Source organism: Micromonospora humidisoli (assembly GCF_016900955.1).
GTDB lineage: Bacteria > Actinomycetota > Actinomycetes > Mycobacteriales > Micromonosporaceae > Micromonospora > Micromonospora wenchangensis.
Map to the genome: position 1 here is coordinate 89,748 of NZ_JAFEUO010000010.1, position 16,483 is coordinate 106,230.

14 protein-coding genes are annotated in these 16,483 nt (G+C 73.2%); 4 read left to right on the top strand and 10 right to left on the bottom strand.

Going from position 1 to position 16,483, the window contains the following annotated elements; all coding sequences use genetic code 11:
• Window positions 1–7 precede the first annotated feature (7 nt).
• Window positions 8–910: an ABC transporter substrate-binding protein gene (locus tag JQN84_RS31785; RefSeq protein ID WP_204961727.1), complete on the top strand. Its 903-nt coding sequence runs from the start codon at window positions 8–10 to the stop codon at window positions 908–910.
• A gap of 88 nt (window positions 911–998) precedes the next feature.
• Here JQN84_RS31785 and JQN84_RS28790 read toward each other — a convergent pair whose 3' ends face one another.
• Window positions 999–1,457 carry a MarR family winged helix-turn-helix transcriptional regulator gene (locus JQN84_RS28790; protein ID WP_204961728.1) on the bottom strand — a complete coding sequence of 153 codons (459 nt, stop codon included), beginning with the start codon at window positions 1,455–1,457 and terminating at the stop codon, window positions 999–1,001.
• A 157-nt stretch (window positions 1,458–1,614) separates the two neighbouring features.
• On the opposite strand from JQN84_RS28790, the gene JQN84_RS28795 reads away from it, so the two are divergent.
• The 3 genes from JQN84_RS28795 to JQN84_RS28805 all read left to right on the top strand — a co-directional run bounded on the left by JQN84_RS28795 (window position 1,615) and on the right by JQN84_RS28805 (window position 4,820).
• Entirely contained in the window at window positions 1,615–2,985 is a 1,371-nt protein-coding gene (locus JQN84_RS28795) for a DHA2 family efflux MFS transporter permease subunit (protein WP_307821469.1), read from the top strand.
• Between the two features lie 50 nt (window positions 2,986–3,035).
• Window positions 3,036–3,599, top strand: coding sequence for an NADPH-dependent FMN reductase (locus JQN84_RS28800; RefSeq protein WP_204961730.1), 564 nt, complete (start codon window positions 3,036–3,038; stop codon window positions 3,597–3,599).
• A gap of 180 nt (window positions 3,600–3,779) precedes the next feature.
• The gene (locus JQN84_RS28805) at window positions 3,780–4,820 is read left to right on the top strand and encodes an arabinan endo-1,5-alpha-L-arabinosidase (protein WP_204961731.1); all 1,041 of its coding nucleotides are present in this window, start codon (window positions 3,780–3,782) and stop codon (window positions 4,818–4,820) included.
• Between the two features lie 131 nt (window positions 4,821–4,951).
• Here JQN84_RS28805 and JQN84_RS28810 read toward each other — a convergent pair whose 3' ends face one another.
• The 9 genes from JQN84_RS28810 to JQN84_RS28850 are packed head-to-tail and all read right to left on the bottom strand — an operon-like array spanning window position 4,952 to window position 16,467.
• Window positions 4,952–5,821 (bottom strand): sugar phosphate isomerase/epimerase family protein, encoded by an 870-nt coding sequence (locus tag JQN84_RS28810; RefSeq protein ID WP_204961732.1) that lies wholly within the window; start codon window positions 5,819–5,821, stop codon window positions 4,952–4,954.
• 5 nt (window positions 5,822–5,826) lie between these two features.
• Window positions 5,827–6,867: a Gfo/Idh/MocA family protein gene (locus tag JQN84_RS28815; RefSeq protein ID WP_204961733.1), complete on the bottom strand. Its 1,041-nt coding sequence runs from the start codon at window positions 6,865–6,867 to the stop codon at window positions 5,827–5,829.
• Window positions 6,864–8,255: a glycosyltransferase family A protein gene (locus JQN84_RS28820; RefSeq protein WP_204961734.1), complete on the bottom strand. Its 1,392-nt coding sequence runs from the start codon at window positions 8,253–8,255 to the stop codon at window positions 6,864–6,866. Before JQN84_RS28820 ends, JQN84_RS28815 begins: the two co-directional genes overlap by 4 nt.
• Window positions 8,256–8,270: 15 nt before the next feature.
• Entirely contained in the window at window positions 8,271–9,095 is an 825-nt protein-coding gene (locus JQN84_RS28825) for an ABC transporter permease (RefSeq protein WP_204961735.1), read from the bottom strand.
• Complete coding sequence (locus tag JQN84_RS28830; RefSeq protein ID WP_204961736.1) at window positions 9,092–9,859, bottom strand: ABC transporter ATP-binding protein; 768 nt, start codon at window positions 9,857–9,859, stop codon at window positions 9,092–9,094. Before JQN84_RS28830 ends, JQN84_RS28825 begins: the two co-directional genes overlap by 4 nt.
• The gene (locus JQN84_RS28835) at window positions 9,852–10,496 is read right to left on the bottom strand and encodes an HAD family hydrolase (protein WP_204961737.1); all 645 of its coding nucleotides are present in this window, start codon (window positions 10,494–10,496) and stop codon (window positions 9,852–9,854) included. Before JQN84_RS28835 ends, JQN84_RS28830 begins: the two co-directional genes overlap by 8 nt.
• Window position 10,497: 1 nt before the next feature.
• On the bottom strand, window positions 10,498–11,955 hold the full coding sequence (locus JQN84_RS28840) for a hypothetical protein (RefSeq protein WP_204961738.1): 1,458 nt from the start codon (window positions 11,953–11,955) through the stop codon (window positions 10,498–10,500).
• The gene (locus JQN84_RS28845) at window positions 11,952–14,126 is read right to left on the bottom strand and encodes an ROK family protein (RefSeq protein WP_204961739.1); all 2,175 of its coding nucleotides are present in this window, start codon (window positions 14,124–14,126) and stop codon (window positions 11,952–11,954) included. The genes JQN84_RS28840 and JQN84_RS28845 overlap by 4 nt, the downstream gene beginning before the upstream one ends.
• Window positions 14,127–14,154: 28 nt before the next feature.
• Window positions 14,155–16,467 carry a 3-dehydroquinate synthase family protein gene (locus JQN84_RS28850; protein ID WP_204961740.1) on the bottom strand — a complete coding sequence of 771 codons (2,313 nt, stop codon included), beginning with the start codon at window positions 16,465–16,467 and terminating at the stop codon, window positions 14,155–14,157.
• Window positions 16,468–16,483: the final 16 nt, after the last annotated feature.

A 16,483-nucleotide genomic window follows, 5' to 3' on the forward strand; every position in this document is an offset into this window, starting at 1 on the left:
CACCCCGGTGACACTCAAGAAGGTCAGGAGCGTCCGCAGCGGCGCCATCTTCACCCTGCCGTACCTCGTCGGCCTGGAGCACGGCTACTTCGCCGAGGAGGGCATCGACCTGGAACTGGTCGCCCCCGGCTCGTACGACGCGGTGCTCAAGCCGATCGAGGAGCACGAGCTGGTCAGCTCGTTCGGCGGCATCTCCACGCCGTTCGAGAGCGGCGACGTCTCCCTCTACCGGGCCTGCGAGTGGGGGCAGATCCGCCGCTCCCACGACAGCGGACGCGGCGGCCAGATCATCGCCAAGCGGGCCTCCGTGGCCAGCCAGGCGATCTTCGTCCGGCCCGACTCCGGCATCAAGCATCCGCAGGCCCTGGCCGGCAGGACCGTCGGCGTCAACTTCCACCACGGCTCGCACTACCTGGCCATCCAGTCCCTGGAGGGTTTCCTGGACCCCGACGAGATCAAGGTGGTGCACGCCGGCGGGCCGGCCGAACGGTTCCGCAAGCTGCGCGACGGCGAGATCGACGCGGTCGCGCTGATGGAGCCGTGGACCACCGCCGCCGAGAAGCTCGGTTACGTACTGATCACCGAGGCGTTCTACGTCGGCTCGGAGATCGCCAGCGCCGATGTCGACCCGGAAACCTTCGCCGCCGTCGACCGGGCCGTCCGCCGAGCCGTCGCGAAGATCAACGAGGACATCCGGCCGTACCTGCACCACTTCGTCGCCGAGGTGCCCGAGGACCTGGTGAAGCTGGAGCCGGCGGACTTCCGGCTGGGCCGGTTGCGCTACGTCGACCCGGAGCCGTACCCGGAGGCCGAGTTCGAGCGCACCTACCGGTGGATGGTGAAGTGGGGTCTCATCGCTCCCGAGTCGACGTTCACCTCGATCGTGGACAACCGGGTCGTCCCGGTCTGATCCGGGTGCTGGGCCGGCCCGGCCGACGGCGTCCGGGCCGGCCCAGCGCTGCCTGCTCGGCGCGGCCGGCCCGGCGATGGCCTGCCGGTCAGCTCGGCGGCAGGTCGACCAGGCGGTGCAGGAGGCGGCTGAGCCGGGCGCGTTCGGCCGGGGTGAGTCCGCTGAGCAGTTCGTCCTGGGCGGCGTCGACCAGGGCGTCCAGCTCCCGCATCCGGGCGGTCCCGGCGGCGGTGACGTGCACGACGTTGCGACGCCGGTCCGCCGGGTCCGGCTCGCGGCGCAGCAGTCCCTCGGCCTCCATCCCGTTGAGCGTGTCGACGGCGTCGCCCCGGTCGATGCCGAGCCGGCGGCACAGGTCCGCCTGGCTGGTGTCGCCGAACTCGTCGAGCGCGGCGAGGATGGCGTACCGCATCCGGTCGGCGGGACGGTCCAGGTGCCGGGTGACGACCCGGTTGGCGCGGGCCGCCGCATGGTGGAGCAGCCAGCTGGTCAGCCGTCGGAGCCGGGCCGGCGGTGCCCCCGGTGCGAGTTCGGTCCGCTCTGTCACCCGCCCAGTGTACCCAAACGTTGGAGCTCCAATGATTCTCTGATATCGTTGGAGGTCCAACAATATTGGGTCGGGGGTGGTGATGGCGGCAGCCGGCGGGAACGCGGACACGGCACCCGCGCCGGGGCGGGTGCCCGCTGCGGCGGCGCCTGTCCCGGTGTGGTGGATCGCGGCCGTCCTGGCCTCGGGCTCCGTACTGACCGGCCTCGACACCTCGCTGGTCAACGTGGGCATCGAGACCATCGGGCGCGACCTGGGCGCCTCGTTGACCGAGGCACAGTGGATCAGTAGCGGCTACCTGCTGGCACTCGCCGCGACACTGCCGGTCTGCGGCTGGCTCAGCCGGCGGATCGGGCCCGGTCGGCTCTGGCTCTGGTCGCTGGCCGGGTTCACGCTCACCTCCGCAGCGTGCGCGTTCGCCCGCAGTGCCGACATGCTCATCGTCACCCGGGTGCTCCAGGGGCTCACCGGCGGACTGCTCATCCCCGCCGGAATGGCCATCCTCGGCCAGGTCGCCGGCCGGGAGCGGATGGGTCGGGTCGTCGCCGTCGCCAGCGTCCCGTCGATCCTGGCCCCGGCTTTCGGGCCGATCATCGGTGCCCTGCTCGTCGACCACCTCTCCTGGCACTGGATGTTCCTGGTCAACGTGCCGATCGGGATCGTCGGACTGCTGCTGGCGCTCCGGCTGGTCCCGCGCGGCGAGGCCGGTCGGGCCGGCCGGCTCGACCTGCCGGCCCTGCTGCTGGTCGCGCTCGGGCTGCCGTTGCTCACCTACGCCGTCGCCGGGGCGATGGACCACGGCGGGCTGCTCGCGCCGCCGGTGCTGGTGCCGCTGGTGGCCGCACTGGTCGCGTTGGCACTCTTCGTCCACCGGTCGTTGCGCGCCGACGAGCCGCTGATGGACCTACGCCTGGCGCGGGACCCGGTCTACGCCGCCGCCGCGGGCACCATCGCCTTCTCCGGCGCCGCCCTGTTCGGTGGACTGATCGTGATGCCGCTCTACTTCCAGCTGGGGATGGGCCGGAGCATCGTCGACACCGGGCTGTTGCTGATGGCGTTCAGCATCGGCGCCGCAGCGACGTTTCCCCTCGCCGGCCGGTTGGCAGACGAGCACGGTGGCGGCGTCGTGGCCCTGGTCGGCCTGGCGGTCGTCGTGGTCGGCACGGTCCCGATGGCGCTGCTGCCGGCCGACCCCGACCCGGTGCTCGTCGAGGCGCTCCAGGTCGTTCGGGGCGTCGGTCTCGCGCTGGCCGGGTCACCCGCCGTCTCCACCGCGCTGGCCCGGGTGCGGCCCGACCAGATGTCGGACGCCAGTTCGCAGGTGAACATCCTGTCCCGGGTCGGCGGCGCGCTCGGCAGCGCGCTGTGCGCGGTGGTGCTCTCCGGCGCGCTGGCCGACGCGGACTCCGCCGCCGAGGTCGCCGCGGCCTTCCGGGTCACCTTCTGGTGGCTGACCGGGATGGCGCTGGTCGCCCTCGTCCTCGCCGCCCGGCTGACCCGCGCGCAGCGACGGGTGCGGGTCCGGTGACCGGGACACCGCCGGGCACCTTCACCTTCCATCGATCAGGAGGCCAGTTCATGCGTATCGCCGTCATCATCGGCAGCACCCGCCCGGGACGACGGGGCGCGGCGGTGGCCCGCTGGGTCCACCGGCTCGCCGCCGAGCGGGGCGACGCGGTCTACGAGGTCGTCGACCTGGCCGACCACGACCTGCCGCACCTCGACGAGTCGGTGCCGGCAGCCATGGGCCCCGAGCACTACACCGCCGCGCACACCCGCCGCTGGGCCGAGACCGTCGCTTCGTACGACGGGTACGTCTTCGTCACCCCGGAGTACAACCACTCCTATCCCGGCGTGCTGAAGAACGCGATCGACTATCTCTACGCCGAGTGGCACGACAAGTCGGCGGGATTCGTGGGGTACGGCCTCAACGGCGGCGTCCGGGCCGTCGAGCACCTGCGGCTGGTGCTGGCCGAAGTGCACGTCGCCGACGTCCGCGACCAGGTCGGCCTGCACTGCTTCACCGAGATCGACGCGGATGGCGAGGTGCGGCCCGCCGGGAACCAGGTGGAGGTCCTGCACCGGATGCTCGACCAGGTGGTGGCCTGGGGCGGCGCCCTGGCCACCCTGCGCCAGCGGTGACCGGCACCGGCCCGGCCATGTCCATTTCGTTGACGCTCGTCGATGTTTAGGTTAACTTTCCAGGGAACGTCGAGGTGACATCCTCGACGGTGTTCCGCCCCGGTCGGGCCGGCCGCAGCGGACGCCCCGACCGGCACGGCCTGCGAGCGGGCCGCCCGACGCCCGACCCAGGGAACCGTCATGACCACTACGCTCCGCGCCGTACCCCCGGCACCCGTCCGCCGCCTGGTGTTGATCGCCCTGTCGACGGTGCTGGTGGTCGCCGGCATCGCCACCGGATCACCGTCGGCCTCGACCGCCGCGCCCCGGGTGGCGGCCACCCCCACCACCCCACCCGCCGCCTACCCCGGACCGGGTCGGGTCACCGGGGACGTCGGGGTGCACGACCCGACGATCGTGATCCGCCCCGGCGGCGGCTACCTGGTCGCGCACACCGGCACCAACATCGCGCTCAAGACCTCCACCGACCGGACCGCGTTCCGCAACGCCGGCACGGTCTTCCCCAACGGCGCACCCTGGACCACCACGTACACCGGCGGCAGCAGCAACCTGTGGGCACCGGACCTGACCTACCGCGACGGCCGGTACTGGCTGTACTACTCCGCCTCCACGTTCGGCTCCAACCGGTCGGCGATCTTCCTGGCCACCAGCACCACCGGCACCTCGGGCAGCTGGACCAACCAGGGTCTGGTGATCGAGTCCCGCACGTCCGACACCTTCAACGCCATCGACCCGAACCTGGTCGTCGACGCCACCGGCAGGTGGTGGCTCAGCTTCGGGTCGTTCTGGTCCGGCATCAAGATGGTGGCGCTGAACCCGGCCACCGGCAAACGCTCCGACACGACCATCCTCAGCATCGCCGGGCGCAACGGCGGCGCCATCGAGGCCCCGGTGATCGTCAGGCACGGCAACCACTACTACCTGTGGGTGTCGTTCGACAGGTGCTGCCAGGGTGCGGCGAGCACCTACCGGGTCATGGTGGGCAGGTCGACCTCGGTCACCGGGCCGTACGTCGACCGCAACGGGGTGGCGATGACCGCCGGCGGTGGCACCCAGGTGCTCGCCGGGCACGGCAGCATCCACGGACCCGGGCACCAGGCGGTGTTCACCGACACCGACGCCGAGGTGCTCGTCTACCACTACTACGCCGACAACGGCACGTCGTTGCTCGGCATCAACCTGCTCGGCTACGACACCGCCGGCTGGCCGTTCGTCTACTGACCGGACGGGCGGCGATCCGGCGCGTCCTCCGGCGCGCGGGGGCCACGCCGCCGTCCGCCGGGCGACCCGACCCGGCGACGACACCCCAGGCCCCCGGAGGGCGGGGCCGCAGGTCGTCGCCGGGCCGGGGCTCAGTCCCGGTCGGCGGCCACCAACCGCAGGGTGTCCTCCAGGTACCGGCGGCCGGCAACGAGCCGTGGATGCGGATCACCGTCGCCGCAGTACTCCACGCAGATGTCGGTCACCGCCGGCATCTGCGCCAGCCGGGCCAGCCACCGGTAGTTGTCGACGACGCCGGCGGCGGCATCCACGGTGAAGTCGGTGACACCGTCGCGGATCAGGCAGTTCTTCAGATGGAAGAAGGCCACCCGGTCGGCCACCAGGTCGATGACCGCGGGATCCCGGTCGTCGGCACCGAGGGCGGCGGCGTTGGCGGGATCGAGGGTGACGACCAGGTTGTCGTGTCCGGCGAGGTCGAGGAGGTGTGCGGTGGCGGCCACCGTGTCGTGGACCGTGTTGGGGTGCACCTCCACCGCCACGCGTACGCCCCGCTCGGCGGCATGCGCGGCCACCCGGTGGTAGCAGTCGGCGACCCACCCGCGCTGCACGTCGGACGCCAACGCGCTGCCGTTGCCCGCCCAGTCACGGTCCCAGTCCGTCCCGTCGCGCACCAGCCACCCGCCGGCGCCGTTGACGAGCGTGATGCCGTTGTCCGCGCAGGCGTCGACGACCAGACACGCCTTCTCCACCCACATGGCGCGTTCCCGCTCGTCGGCGGCGGTGAAGACGGCCCAGTAGTCGGCGCAGAACACCTCCACGCCGTACCGGCGACCGATCCGTACGGCGGTGGCGATGCCGGTGCGGATGTTGTCGGCATCGAACTCCGGGTCGAAGTGCCACGAGGACAGTTCGATCGCCGGCCATCCGTCGGCGGCGGCGACCCGCAGCACATGCTCCAGCGGATAGTCGCGCAGTGCGTAGCTGTGCAGGACCGGACGCACGCCACTCACCTGACCTCGGCCAGCGGTACGCCACCGGACAGCCGGACATCGGCGGCACCCGCCCCGGCAGCGGCAGTGTCCGCGATCGCGTACAGGATCTCCAGGTCGCGTAGCCCACGTTCCAGGCACACGTCCCCGGGCACCGGCTCGCCGGCCGCGCACCGGGCGAGCAACTCGTACTGGCTGCGGTACGGATCGCTCGGCGTCAACCGGGCGGCCGGGTGCCAACCCGAGGCGTCGCACCTGTTCAACGCGCCGGTGCCGTCCATCTGCCAGGCCCCTGTGACCTGGATGATGCCGCCGTCACCGACGACCGTGTAGCTCGCCACCTCGGCGGAGGCGGGCTGCTCGTGGAACGTGGCAGCAGTCTCGAAATGCAGGTAACGGCGGTCGTCGAACCAGAGGGTGGCCTGCGCGTAGAGGTCCGTGCGGGTCGGGTCGCCCACCGGCCAGGCGGTGGCCTGGCAGCGCACCGGGTCGGCGCCGAAGATGTCGATCGCGGTGAGGACGGGGTAGATGCCGAGGTCGGCCAGGCAGCCCAGGCCGCTCTCGGCCGGTCTGCTGCGCCAGTCGTCCTTGCGCCAGCCGAGGCGGGCCGCGACCATCGTCTGCGGCGTGCCGATGGCACCCGCCCGCACCAGGCGGCGTGCCTCCTGGTTGTAGACGTTGTGTTTCGACATGTAGCCGACGATGGCGGGCAGCCCGGCGGCGGTGGCGGCGGCGACGATGTTCCGTCCGGACGCGACGGTGTGCGCCAACGGCTTGTCCACCACGACGGCGAGGCCGCGCCGCAGGGCCCCGACGGCGAAACGTTCGTGCAGTTGATTGGGGGTGGCCACGTGCACGGCGTCCATGGCGACGGCGAAGAACGCCTCCTCGTCGGTGGTGAACAGGGCGTCCGGGCAGTCCCGACGCGCCATCTCGAGGGCCTGTGGGTCCGGGTCGAGCACGGCGGCGAGGCAGCCACCGGGCATGTCGCGCAGGGCCGGGATCAGCGAATGTCGGGTGAGGAAGCCCGCTCCGACGATACCGACGCGGTAGCTCATGGCGTACTCCAATCGAGGGGTGGGGCGACCGCCGGCTGCCGGGCGCCATAGAGGAAGGACGGTCCGTGGTCGAGGCTGCCCGCGACGTTCCCGGCCAGGTGGCCGATCAGGGCGTCCAGGCCGTCACGCAGGCCAGCCCAGTCCCTGCCGGCCAACGGCGGAAGGTCGGGGCGTGGCCGCCGTCGTGCCGTGCCGGCACCCGCGTGCCAGCGCCGCAGCGCCCTGCCCAGGGCGTGGGTGCCGGCACGTACCCGGTCGGCGTCCGCGCCGAACATCGCCGTCGCCACCTCCGGCTCCGCGCCGATCGCGTGCAGCATGCGGTAGCCCAGGCGCAGCTCGGCCGGGTTGATGAGGAATCCGGCGTACGGGCCCCAGTCGGTGCTCCGCTGCTCCTCCCACCCGTCGTCCCGCCAGGAGAGCGCGTGGACCCCGGGGCGGATCGCACCGGCCTCGGTCAGGGCGTGAGCCAGCCAGGCGTGGTCGTACCCCCAGGCGAACTGCTGGCTACGGGTCGCACCGGGGGTCCGGCGCGCTTCGTCGACGACCTCGGCGGCCGGCACCGTCCACAGCTCACCGAGGCGGGACAGCACCGCCATCGCGAGCATGTCCTCGGTGCTGCCGTAGGGGGTGCCCTCGTAGAACAGCGGCCCCCGGTGGCGGACCCACCACAGCACCGGGTCCTGCCGCACGAGCAACCCGACCGTGCGGCCGGTGACCAGGCTGCCGTGGGAGGTGACCGACAGCAGGTCGTACCCGTCGCGGTTGAGCGCGCCGGGCAGCCGCCGCGCCGCGGTGGCGGGGGGCGACGCCGGCCGACGCCGACGCCAGTCGTCGAGGCTCGGTACCGGAACGACCCGGGGGCAGGCGGCCACGGCGCGCGGGCTCGCGTCCAGGACGGCCCGGAGCCGGTCCAGCGAGTCGGACGCCAGGGCGGTGTCGTCATCCAGGAAGAGCAGCATCCGGCGGCGTAGCACCGCCCCGTCCGGGTGCGCGAGCAGCGCCAGGCCCGCGTTGCGTGCCTGCGCCGCCGTGTAGCGCGTCCCCGGCGACCGGGGCGCGGCCACGATCCGGTGATCGCAGCCGGTCGCCCGTAGCAACTCGCCGACGATCCGGGCGTCCGATCCGGACAGGCCGTTGTCGACGACCAGCACGACGGCGTCCGGTGCGGCGGCGAGGACGGTGTGCAGACACAGCGACAGGCTCCCGGTACGCCCACCGCCCGGGGGGCTGTAGGTGGGGATGAGCACGGTCACGCCGCGAGTCGGTCCGTCGCCGTCGAACGACCGGGGCGCTGCGGGCTCCGCACCCGGGGCGAGCCGGGCGAGATATCCCGAGGAGGCCACCCGCGTCGTCGGCGCGACGTTCGGCGGCACTGTGGTCGTCGGCATCGCCGTCACCCACCCTCACTGGTAGCGGCTGACGAAGCCGCGCCGCTGGAACACCCACAGCGAGAACGTCGCGAACGCCAGCGCCGCCACCGCCAACGCCGTCGTGGCCAGGGCGGCCACGCCGATCTCGCCCCAGGGTGAGGGGTCACCGGTAGCCACCGCACGGGCCGCGCCGAAGGTGTACGTCGTCGGCAGCACCGCCGAGACCGGCCGGACCACCGCCGGCAACACCGACACCGGGTAGAACGCGCCGGACAGCGGCAGCACGATGAACAGCACCGTGAAGGCGAGTGTCTCGGTGCCCGAGCCGAGGATCATCACCACGCCCATCACGATCAACGCGATCGCCCAGCCGGTGAGCAACAGCAACGCCATCACCGGCACGATGGCGCCACCGGAGTCGCTGAGGTCGAAGCCGAACATGAGCGCCGCCGCCACGGACACCGCGGCGATGCCCACGCCGACCCGGATCAGTCCCTGCAGGGCCGCACCGGCCACCCACTCGACCGGACGCAGCGGCGTGGTGAGCAGGCTCGGCAGCTGCCGGGCGTAGATCTCCTCGAAGAAGCTGGCCGAGACGGCGATCTGGGACTGGTAGACGACGTGCCACATGACGATGCCGGCCACCACCGACAGGGCGGTACGGCCGGCCGCGTCACCGCCGGCACTGCGCACGTACATCGCGATCGAGCCGTACAGGAGCATGTCGAAGACCGGCCAGACGCCGATCTCCAGGAACCGGTGCGGGCTGCGTCGGGTCACGTACCAGTGCCGGACCACCACGGCGGCGATCCGGCGCAGCGCGCCACCCGTCGTCGCGGCCGTCGCCCCGGTGCTCACGAGGCCGCTCCGGCGTTGGTGGCCTTGCCGCCCGCGTTGGCCTCCTGGAGCCGCAGGTACACGTCCTCCAGGCTGGACTGCCCGAGTTGGGCGGCGATCGCCGCCAACGGCCCGTCGACCAGCACCCGACCGGCGGCCAGGAAGATCACCCGCTGGGCCATCCGCTCCACCTCGACCATGTTGTGGCTGGTTATCAGCAGTGCGGTGCCCTGTTCGCGGCACATGCCGAGCAGGCCGGTCCGCACCCGTAGCGCGACGTCGGGGTCGAGTGAGGCGGTGGGCTCGTCGAGCACCAGCAACGCGGGGGCGTGCATGGTCGCCTTGACCACACCGATCACGGTGCGTTGGCCGCTGGAGAGGTCGCTGCCCCACCGGTCGGCCAGACCGTCCATGTCGAACTGTCGCAGCCCGGCGCGGGCCTGCTCGCCCGGGTTCGCCGCGCCGTACAGGCGGGCGTACAGCGTCAGGAACTCCAGCACCCGCAGATGCGGGGGGAGCGGCAGATATCCGGAGGCGAACCCCACCCGGGCGAGCGCCGCCCGGCGGGCCCGGCGGGTGTGCTGACCCAGCAGCTCGATCGTTCCGGCGTCCGGCGCGACGGCACCGAGACAGCTCATCAGCGTGGTGGTCTTGCCCGCGCCGTTGGGCCCGACCAGCGCGACGCGCTCACCGGCGGCCACACTGAGGTCCACCCCGTCGACGGCGGTCACCTGCCGGAATCGTTTGCGCAGGCCGCGTACCCGCAGGGCCATCTCGTCAGTCATCCGTGACCTCCTCGTTCCGTGCCGTCCACAGCAGCTCACGCACCGCGGCGAGGGTCGGTGCGCACGCGTCGGCCCCGGCGAGCTGCGCCGGCGTGTGCGTGGTGCTGACCGCGAGGACCGTGCATCCGGCGTCCTTGGCCGCCCGTACGCCGTCGGGCGCGTCCTCGACCACGACGCAGCGTGCGGGGGCGACGCCCAGCCGACGGGCCGCGGTGAGATAGCCCTCGGGGGAGGGCTTGCCGTGCCGGACGTCCTCGTCGTAGACGGCGACTGCGGGCAGCGGTAGTCCGGTCGAGCGGAAGCACTCGCCGACGAACCATCGGCTGCCGGAGGTCACGATGGCCCAGGGCACCCGTCGGCAGTCCCGCAGCAGCGGCACGGCCCCCGGCACCGGACGTACCTCGGCCATCCGCTGCCTGGTGAGACCGTCCAACGACAGCCGTTCGACCCGGGGATCGAGGTGCGGGGCGAACTCGCCGAGCACGTCGACGGTGCGCCGCCCGGACGTGCGGGCCAGCACCTGCTCCGGATCCAGTCCGTGGCCGGTCGCCCAACGGCTCCACACCTGCCGGAACAGCTCGCCGGTGTCGAGCAGCACGCCGTCGACGTCGAAGAGCACCGCTGCGGGAAGGGGCATCTCAGTCACCTCCGGCGACCGCTGCGGGGTGACCGCTGCGCCCGTGCCCGGTCGTCACCAGCAGGCTGCGTCCCGGCAGCGACCCGTGGGTGGCTGCGGCGATCGTGTGCAACGTCCGGGCGGCGGCGCGGACCGGCGGTGAGGCGCCGGTGTCGGTGTCGGTGGTGGCGATCAGCACCGCGACGGTCGGATCGGCGTAAACGGCCTGGAAGGAGTGGTGGTTCCAGGCGCTACCCTCGTGCACCTCGCAGGGGCGTCCGGTGACTGCGGCGAACCGACCTGCGGACGGGAGGGTGCGCGCCGCGGCCGACCAGTATCCGACGACGTGCAGCCGGGTCAGCTCCGGACGTCGGGTCAGCCAGGTCGCGGCGAGGCCGGGCAGGTCGGCTGCGGCGACGGGCCGGTGGGACGGGCGGTCGGCACAGGCGTGCGCCAGGCGATCCTTGTAGGCGCGCACGTTCGGATGGTCGACGACGTCGAGGCCCGCGCGGATGCCGACACAGGCGACGAACACCCCGGCGGCGTAGAGCCCTTCGATCAGCGCGGGCAGGTCACGACGCAGCTCACCGAGGTCGAGCACGACGTCGGGCGGGACGGAGCCGACGTCGTCGGCTGTCACCTCGACCGTGGGCCGGAAGTCGTCGGTCTTTCCCCCGAGCACCTGCCGCCCGAGTTGCAGCAGCCAGTTCCGCAGCCCCGGCCCGCCCCAGGACGGCACGACGATCCGTATCCTCGGGGCGCCCTGCGTCGGCACCGCCACCGCCCTGCGGGCCGCGGCGAGGCCGATCCGGTGACAGCGGGCCACGAGACGCGGATACGCGGCGGCGAGCGCGGCGGCGTCCAGGACGGCGGCGGCGGTCAGGAAGGCGGTGGACAGCGGGGCACCGAGCATCGCCACCTGGTCGGGGACACCGCGTGGGGACAACGCGAACGCGTCCGGGGGCGTCCCCTCGTCCCGCAGCCAGACGAGTCGTCCGCCACCGCCCGGTGGTACCGCCCCGGCCAGCAGCCGGGTCTCCAGCGTCGTCCCGGAGCCGGACACCGCGAGGACCCCGCGCGGCGTCCCGGCGCGCGGGTCCAGGACGCGCCCGATCGCTGCCGGGTCGAGACTGTCCAGCGGGGTCAGGCCGGCGGATCCGCCGATCGTCTCGATCAGCGCCCGGGCGGCGAAACACCAGCCACCGGTGCCCAACAGCACCACCTCCGCCCCGTCCGGCACGCCGAGGGCGGCCCGGACGGCGGCGACGCCGCTGTCGACCACGGGCCACGGCGGCGGCGAGACCCAGCCCAGCCGCGCCGAACCCGCAACCGTGCAGCGGTCGGCCACGGCGCGTGCCGCGCCCGCCCGCGAGCCCGCCGCGGCGGCGCGCAGCGCGGACCAGAGTTCGTCGGCGTCGAGTCCGGCGAGGCCGACCCCGCTGCCGCGTACCGGCCCGGCCGGGCGCGGGTGGCCGGTCACGACGCCGCTTGCAGGTGGGGGAGCGCGGTGCCGTCGACCGCGCGTACCGACCGGCCGGGCAGCGTCAGGTCCACCACCACCCGCAGGGTCGGATCACCGTTCACCCGACCGGTCGCCGCGAGACCGTCGAGGACCGACGGTGCGGCGTCGAGCGACACCACGTGGCTGACCAACGGACCGAGGCGCAGCCCGTCCGGGCCGGCACACAGGTCCAGCGCTTCCCGGTACTCCTCGGCCGAGGCACCCCGCGAGCCGAGCAACGTGCTGGTGCGTCCACCCGGCAACCGGACCGTGCGCCGTTGTCCGGACCGGATCGGGTGGGTCGGCACCGCGTCGCCCCCGGGCAGGTGAACGGTGTCGCCGGGCAGGAAACCCCCGAACAGGTGGACGGTGGCATCGTCGGCCATCGCGGGCCAGAGGCCCGTCAACAGGTCGGGTCCGCCGCCGGAGACGCACACCACGACCGTGTCGACGCCGGCCCCGCCGGTGGCGTCCAGCACCGCCGTGGGCAGTCCGGCGGACAGGGGCAGGCAGTCCTCGTCGGGCAGCACACCACGGTCGACGGCCAGGCGCAGCCGGTCGCCGCCGCGATTGGCCAGCAGCACACGTTCCGCACCCCACCGGCGCGCCAGCAGCACGTGTAGCAGGCCGGAGATCCCGCCGCCGATCACCAGCACCCGCCCGCCGCGTCCCCGGTCGCGGGCCAACCGCAGGGAGCGCACCGCGCACGCGAGCGGCTCCAGCAGCACCCACTCGGCCCGCCCCTCATCCGGCAGCCGCACCGCCTGGCCCCGCTCGGCGAGGGCGCCGTCCCACACCGCGATCTCCCGCAGGACTCCGGGCTGGTTGTGGCCGATCTTGTCGTGGTCGTCGTGGGGATGGTTCGGGTTGACCCCGATGACCTGGCCCGGGGCGACGGCGTGCACGGCCGATCCGACCTCGACGACCTGGGCGACGCACTCGTGGCCGAGCACACCGGGCTCGCATCCGCGTTCGCCGCGCAGCATCTGCAGGTCGGTGCCACAGATGCCGGCATAGGCCACGCGGGCCAGGAACTGCTCACGGCCGCAGCGTGGCCGGGGCCGCGAGTGCACCCGGGTGGTCGGTTCACCGACCGGCTTACGCAGTTCGCGGTACTGGTCGCGGCGGGCGGCCAGGAACTCCGCCATGCCGAGGAGACTGTCGTCGTCGTCCTGCGACGGGCACACCAACGCGGCCACGTCCGCCGCGGACCATCCGGTGAACCAGCCGCCCTGTGGCAGCAGTTCGTCGAGGTTGGCGCGCAGCGCGGCGTACCAGGGTGTGCCCACCCCGTTGGCGAATCCGCCCATCACCACGAAGCGCCGCAACCCGAGCAGCGCCGACATGTGCAACAGCTGCGCGGCGAGCGGGCGGGTGGACACCCGGAGCACGGCGGCGGTGAACTCGTCGCCGCTGCCGGCGACGCGGGCGAGATCACGACTGGTCAGGTGTTCCGGGACGCCTCCGGCGCAGGCGGACAGCTTCGAGTCGCGCCACCGCTGCGGCCAGGCCCCGGCGAGCAGCGCCACGAGCCGCATGGTGGCCGGCCCCGAGACGTACGAACAGAGGTCGCTGGTGTTGCCGCACTCGCACCACGGCGTGCCCGCGCCGAGGAGCCCGGCCGGCGGGTCGACCCGGACGTGGCCGACCTCGCCGCCCAACCCGTCCGCGTCGAGGAGCAGTTTGCGGTCGACCGGCAGGGCATCGTCGAAGACCTTGACCGCGACTCCGGTGCTGACGGTGACCAGGCCGAACCGCCCCAGTGCCCGGTACCGCCAGGCGGCGGCGGCGATGTCGTTCGCCACCGTGATGGTGGCCCACGGCAGCCGGGTGGCCAGGGCTCCGCAAAGGTCGAAGCCGTCGCTCGACTCGTGCCACAGCATGGACGCGTTGCGGATCCGGCCCGTGGCGTCGACGGTGGCCCCGACCGCGATTCCGACCTCGCGCAGCTGACCCGGCGTCGCGTCCCGCAGGCGGGTCACCGCCCCGGCGATCCGGTCCAGGTGCTCGTCGCGGATCGAGCCGCCCGGCGACGGCTTCGGGGTGGCGAACCGTACCACCTCGGTCAGCCGGCGTCCGCCGGCGAAGGCTCCGATCCGCGTCGTGGTGCCACCCATGTCGACACAGATCACGGGATCGGTCAGCGACATCACCGTTGTCCTCCTTCGCGCGGGTTCGTCACCGCGCCGGCTCCTGGGCCCTGACCGCGAGCGCCGTACAGGCCTCCGCGACCAGATCGGCACTGATCTCGTCAATCGAATCGATGAAGTCGCCGACGCCGATGCGGCGCGGCACCACGAGATGCAGCGCCCCGGCCTTGTGCGGCACCACCTCCCCGTGCAGTCGCCGCCAGAGCGCGGCCGGGTCGCACACCGGACTCCACAGCGCGAGGCCGCTGCGGCGTAGCAGCACCAACAGCCGGTCGAGGTCGTCGTGGTCCAGGTAGCCGATCAGGAACGCCAGGTACGACGAGAGCGCCATGCCGATCGCGACCGCCTCGCCGTGGCGCAGCCGGTAGCCGGACATGGACTCCAGGGCGTGGCCGAACTCGTGACCGAAGTCGGGCAGCCGGCGCAGGTCCTCCTCCCACGGATTGGCAGCGAGTTGGTGGAGCATCGCCCGGGTCGCGCGGTCGAGGATCTCCCTCACCTGCGGGGTGTCGCGGGCCGCCAGCACGTCGGCGTGGTGCCGCTCGACCAGGGCGAACAGGTCGGCGTCGCAGACGACCGCTATCTTGATCACCTCGGCGAGTCCGCAGCGCAGCTCCGCCGGGGCCAGGGTGCGCAGGAATGCCACGTCGCGCAGGCAGGCGAGCGGCGGATGGTACGCGCCGACCAGGTTCTTGTGCCCGTTGAGGTTGACGCCCACCTTCAGGCCGACACCGGCGTCGATCATGCCGACGAGAGTGGTGGGCACCCGGATGTACGGGGTGTCGCCACGGTAGAGGTAGGCGGCGTAGCCGACGCTGTCCATCAGGGTGCCGCCGCCGATCACCAGCAGCCGGTCGTCCGGGCCCAGCCCGAGCCCTTCGGCGACCCGCAGCACGGTGGCCACCTGGGTCAGGTTCTTGGTGTGCTCGGTCGCGACGACCGGCAGCACGGTGAACCGGGCGAGGTGCCCGCGGTCCCGGAACCCGGACAACAGCCGCTGCACCCGGTCGACCTGGTCCGGCGCGTACGGGTCGACGACCGCCAGCAGTTGACAGCGCTCGGGCAGCAGGTCGGTCAGGGCGTCGGTGTGGGGTGTCAGCACGTCGTCGGTGAAGCGCACCGGGAAGTTGGCGGACACGTCGACCCGCAGCCGGGTGCCCAGCACCGGCCGGACACCGCGGCGCGGCGTCTGCGCCACCGCCGTGCCGCCCGGGGTCGACACCTCGTCCGGGGTCGACCCCCCGTCCGGGGCACCCGGTGTCGACGGGCCTGGCGTACCGCAGTCGTCCACCCGGTCGCTGAGTAACCGGGCCAGGGTGTCCCGAGCCAGGGTCACCGACGCGCCACCGCCGTCCGTGCTGGGCAGCATCACCGCGACCGGGCCGTCGCCGGGTGCGGCGTTGGCAGCCCACCGCCGCGCCGTCGGGGCGTCCACCACGGTCGTGGCGCGGTGCAGACCCAGCCGCCGGGCCACCCCGTCGAGGGCGCTCACCACAGGTGCCGGCAGCCGCCCGAGTCGGCTGGCGACCCGGGCGGCGGTCAGCAACGACCAGGCGCGTCGTTCGGCTCCGGTCAGCGTGGTGGGGGCCAGCGGCAGCCATGCCTCGCCGATTCGCCACGCCGGGTGGCCCGTGTGGAACCGCCGGCACAGCCGGAGGACGGCGGCGAGCGCGTCGGCCTGGCAGCCCGTCACGTCGGCCCGCACCAACCGGTCGCGCAACCGCGCGTCGAGCAGCGCCAGCAGGAGCAGCGCGGCCGGTTCCGCCGGGCGCGCCAGCAACCCGTCCTCGTCGACGAGGACATGGGTACGGCGGGCCATCGCGGTGATCCCCTCCTCGTGCAGGGATGCGCTCAGGCCGTCCCGCAGGCAACTCAGCACGGCGGCCAGGTCCCCGTGGATGCGCATCGCCGCGGTGTGCCGCCGGAACGAGGCCGCCGCCACCGCCACCACCCGACCGGTGCGCTCGCCCCCGAACGCGACCACCGCGTCGCGGCGTCCGAGCTGTGCCTTCACGGCGGCCTCGACGACGTAGCCGCAGGCACCCACCCCGGCGGCCCTGGGCTCACCGGCGGCCGCGTCCGCGTCGATACAGTGGAAGTCGTCCAGGTCGCCCCGGCGTCGCGCGGCGCGCAGGTACTCGACCAGCAGTTCGCTGCGCTCACCGGCCACGTCGTCGCGGACCACGAGCAGCCGCCGGGCCGGCCCCCAGGCGTACGACAGCGTCGGGTTGTCCGGGGCGAAGAGGGCGGAGACGACGTCGAGCCGGAACCCGGCGGTCATGGTCGCCCGCAGTGCCGCCCCCGCCCCCACGGTCGGGGCGCCCGTTACCGCGTCAGGCATCGCCAGGCCTGCTTCC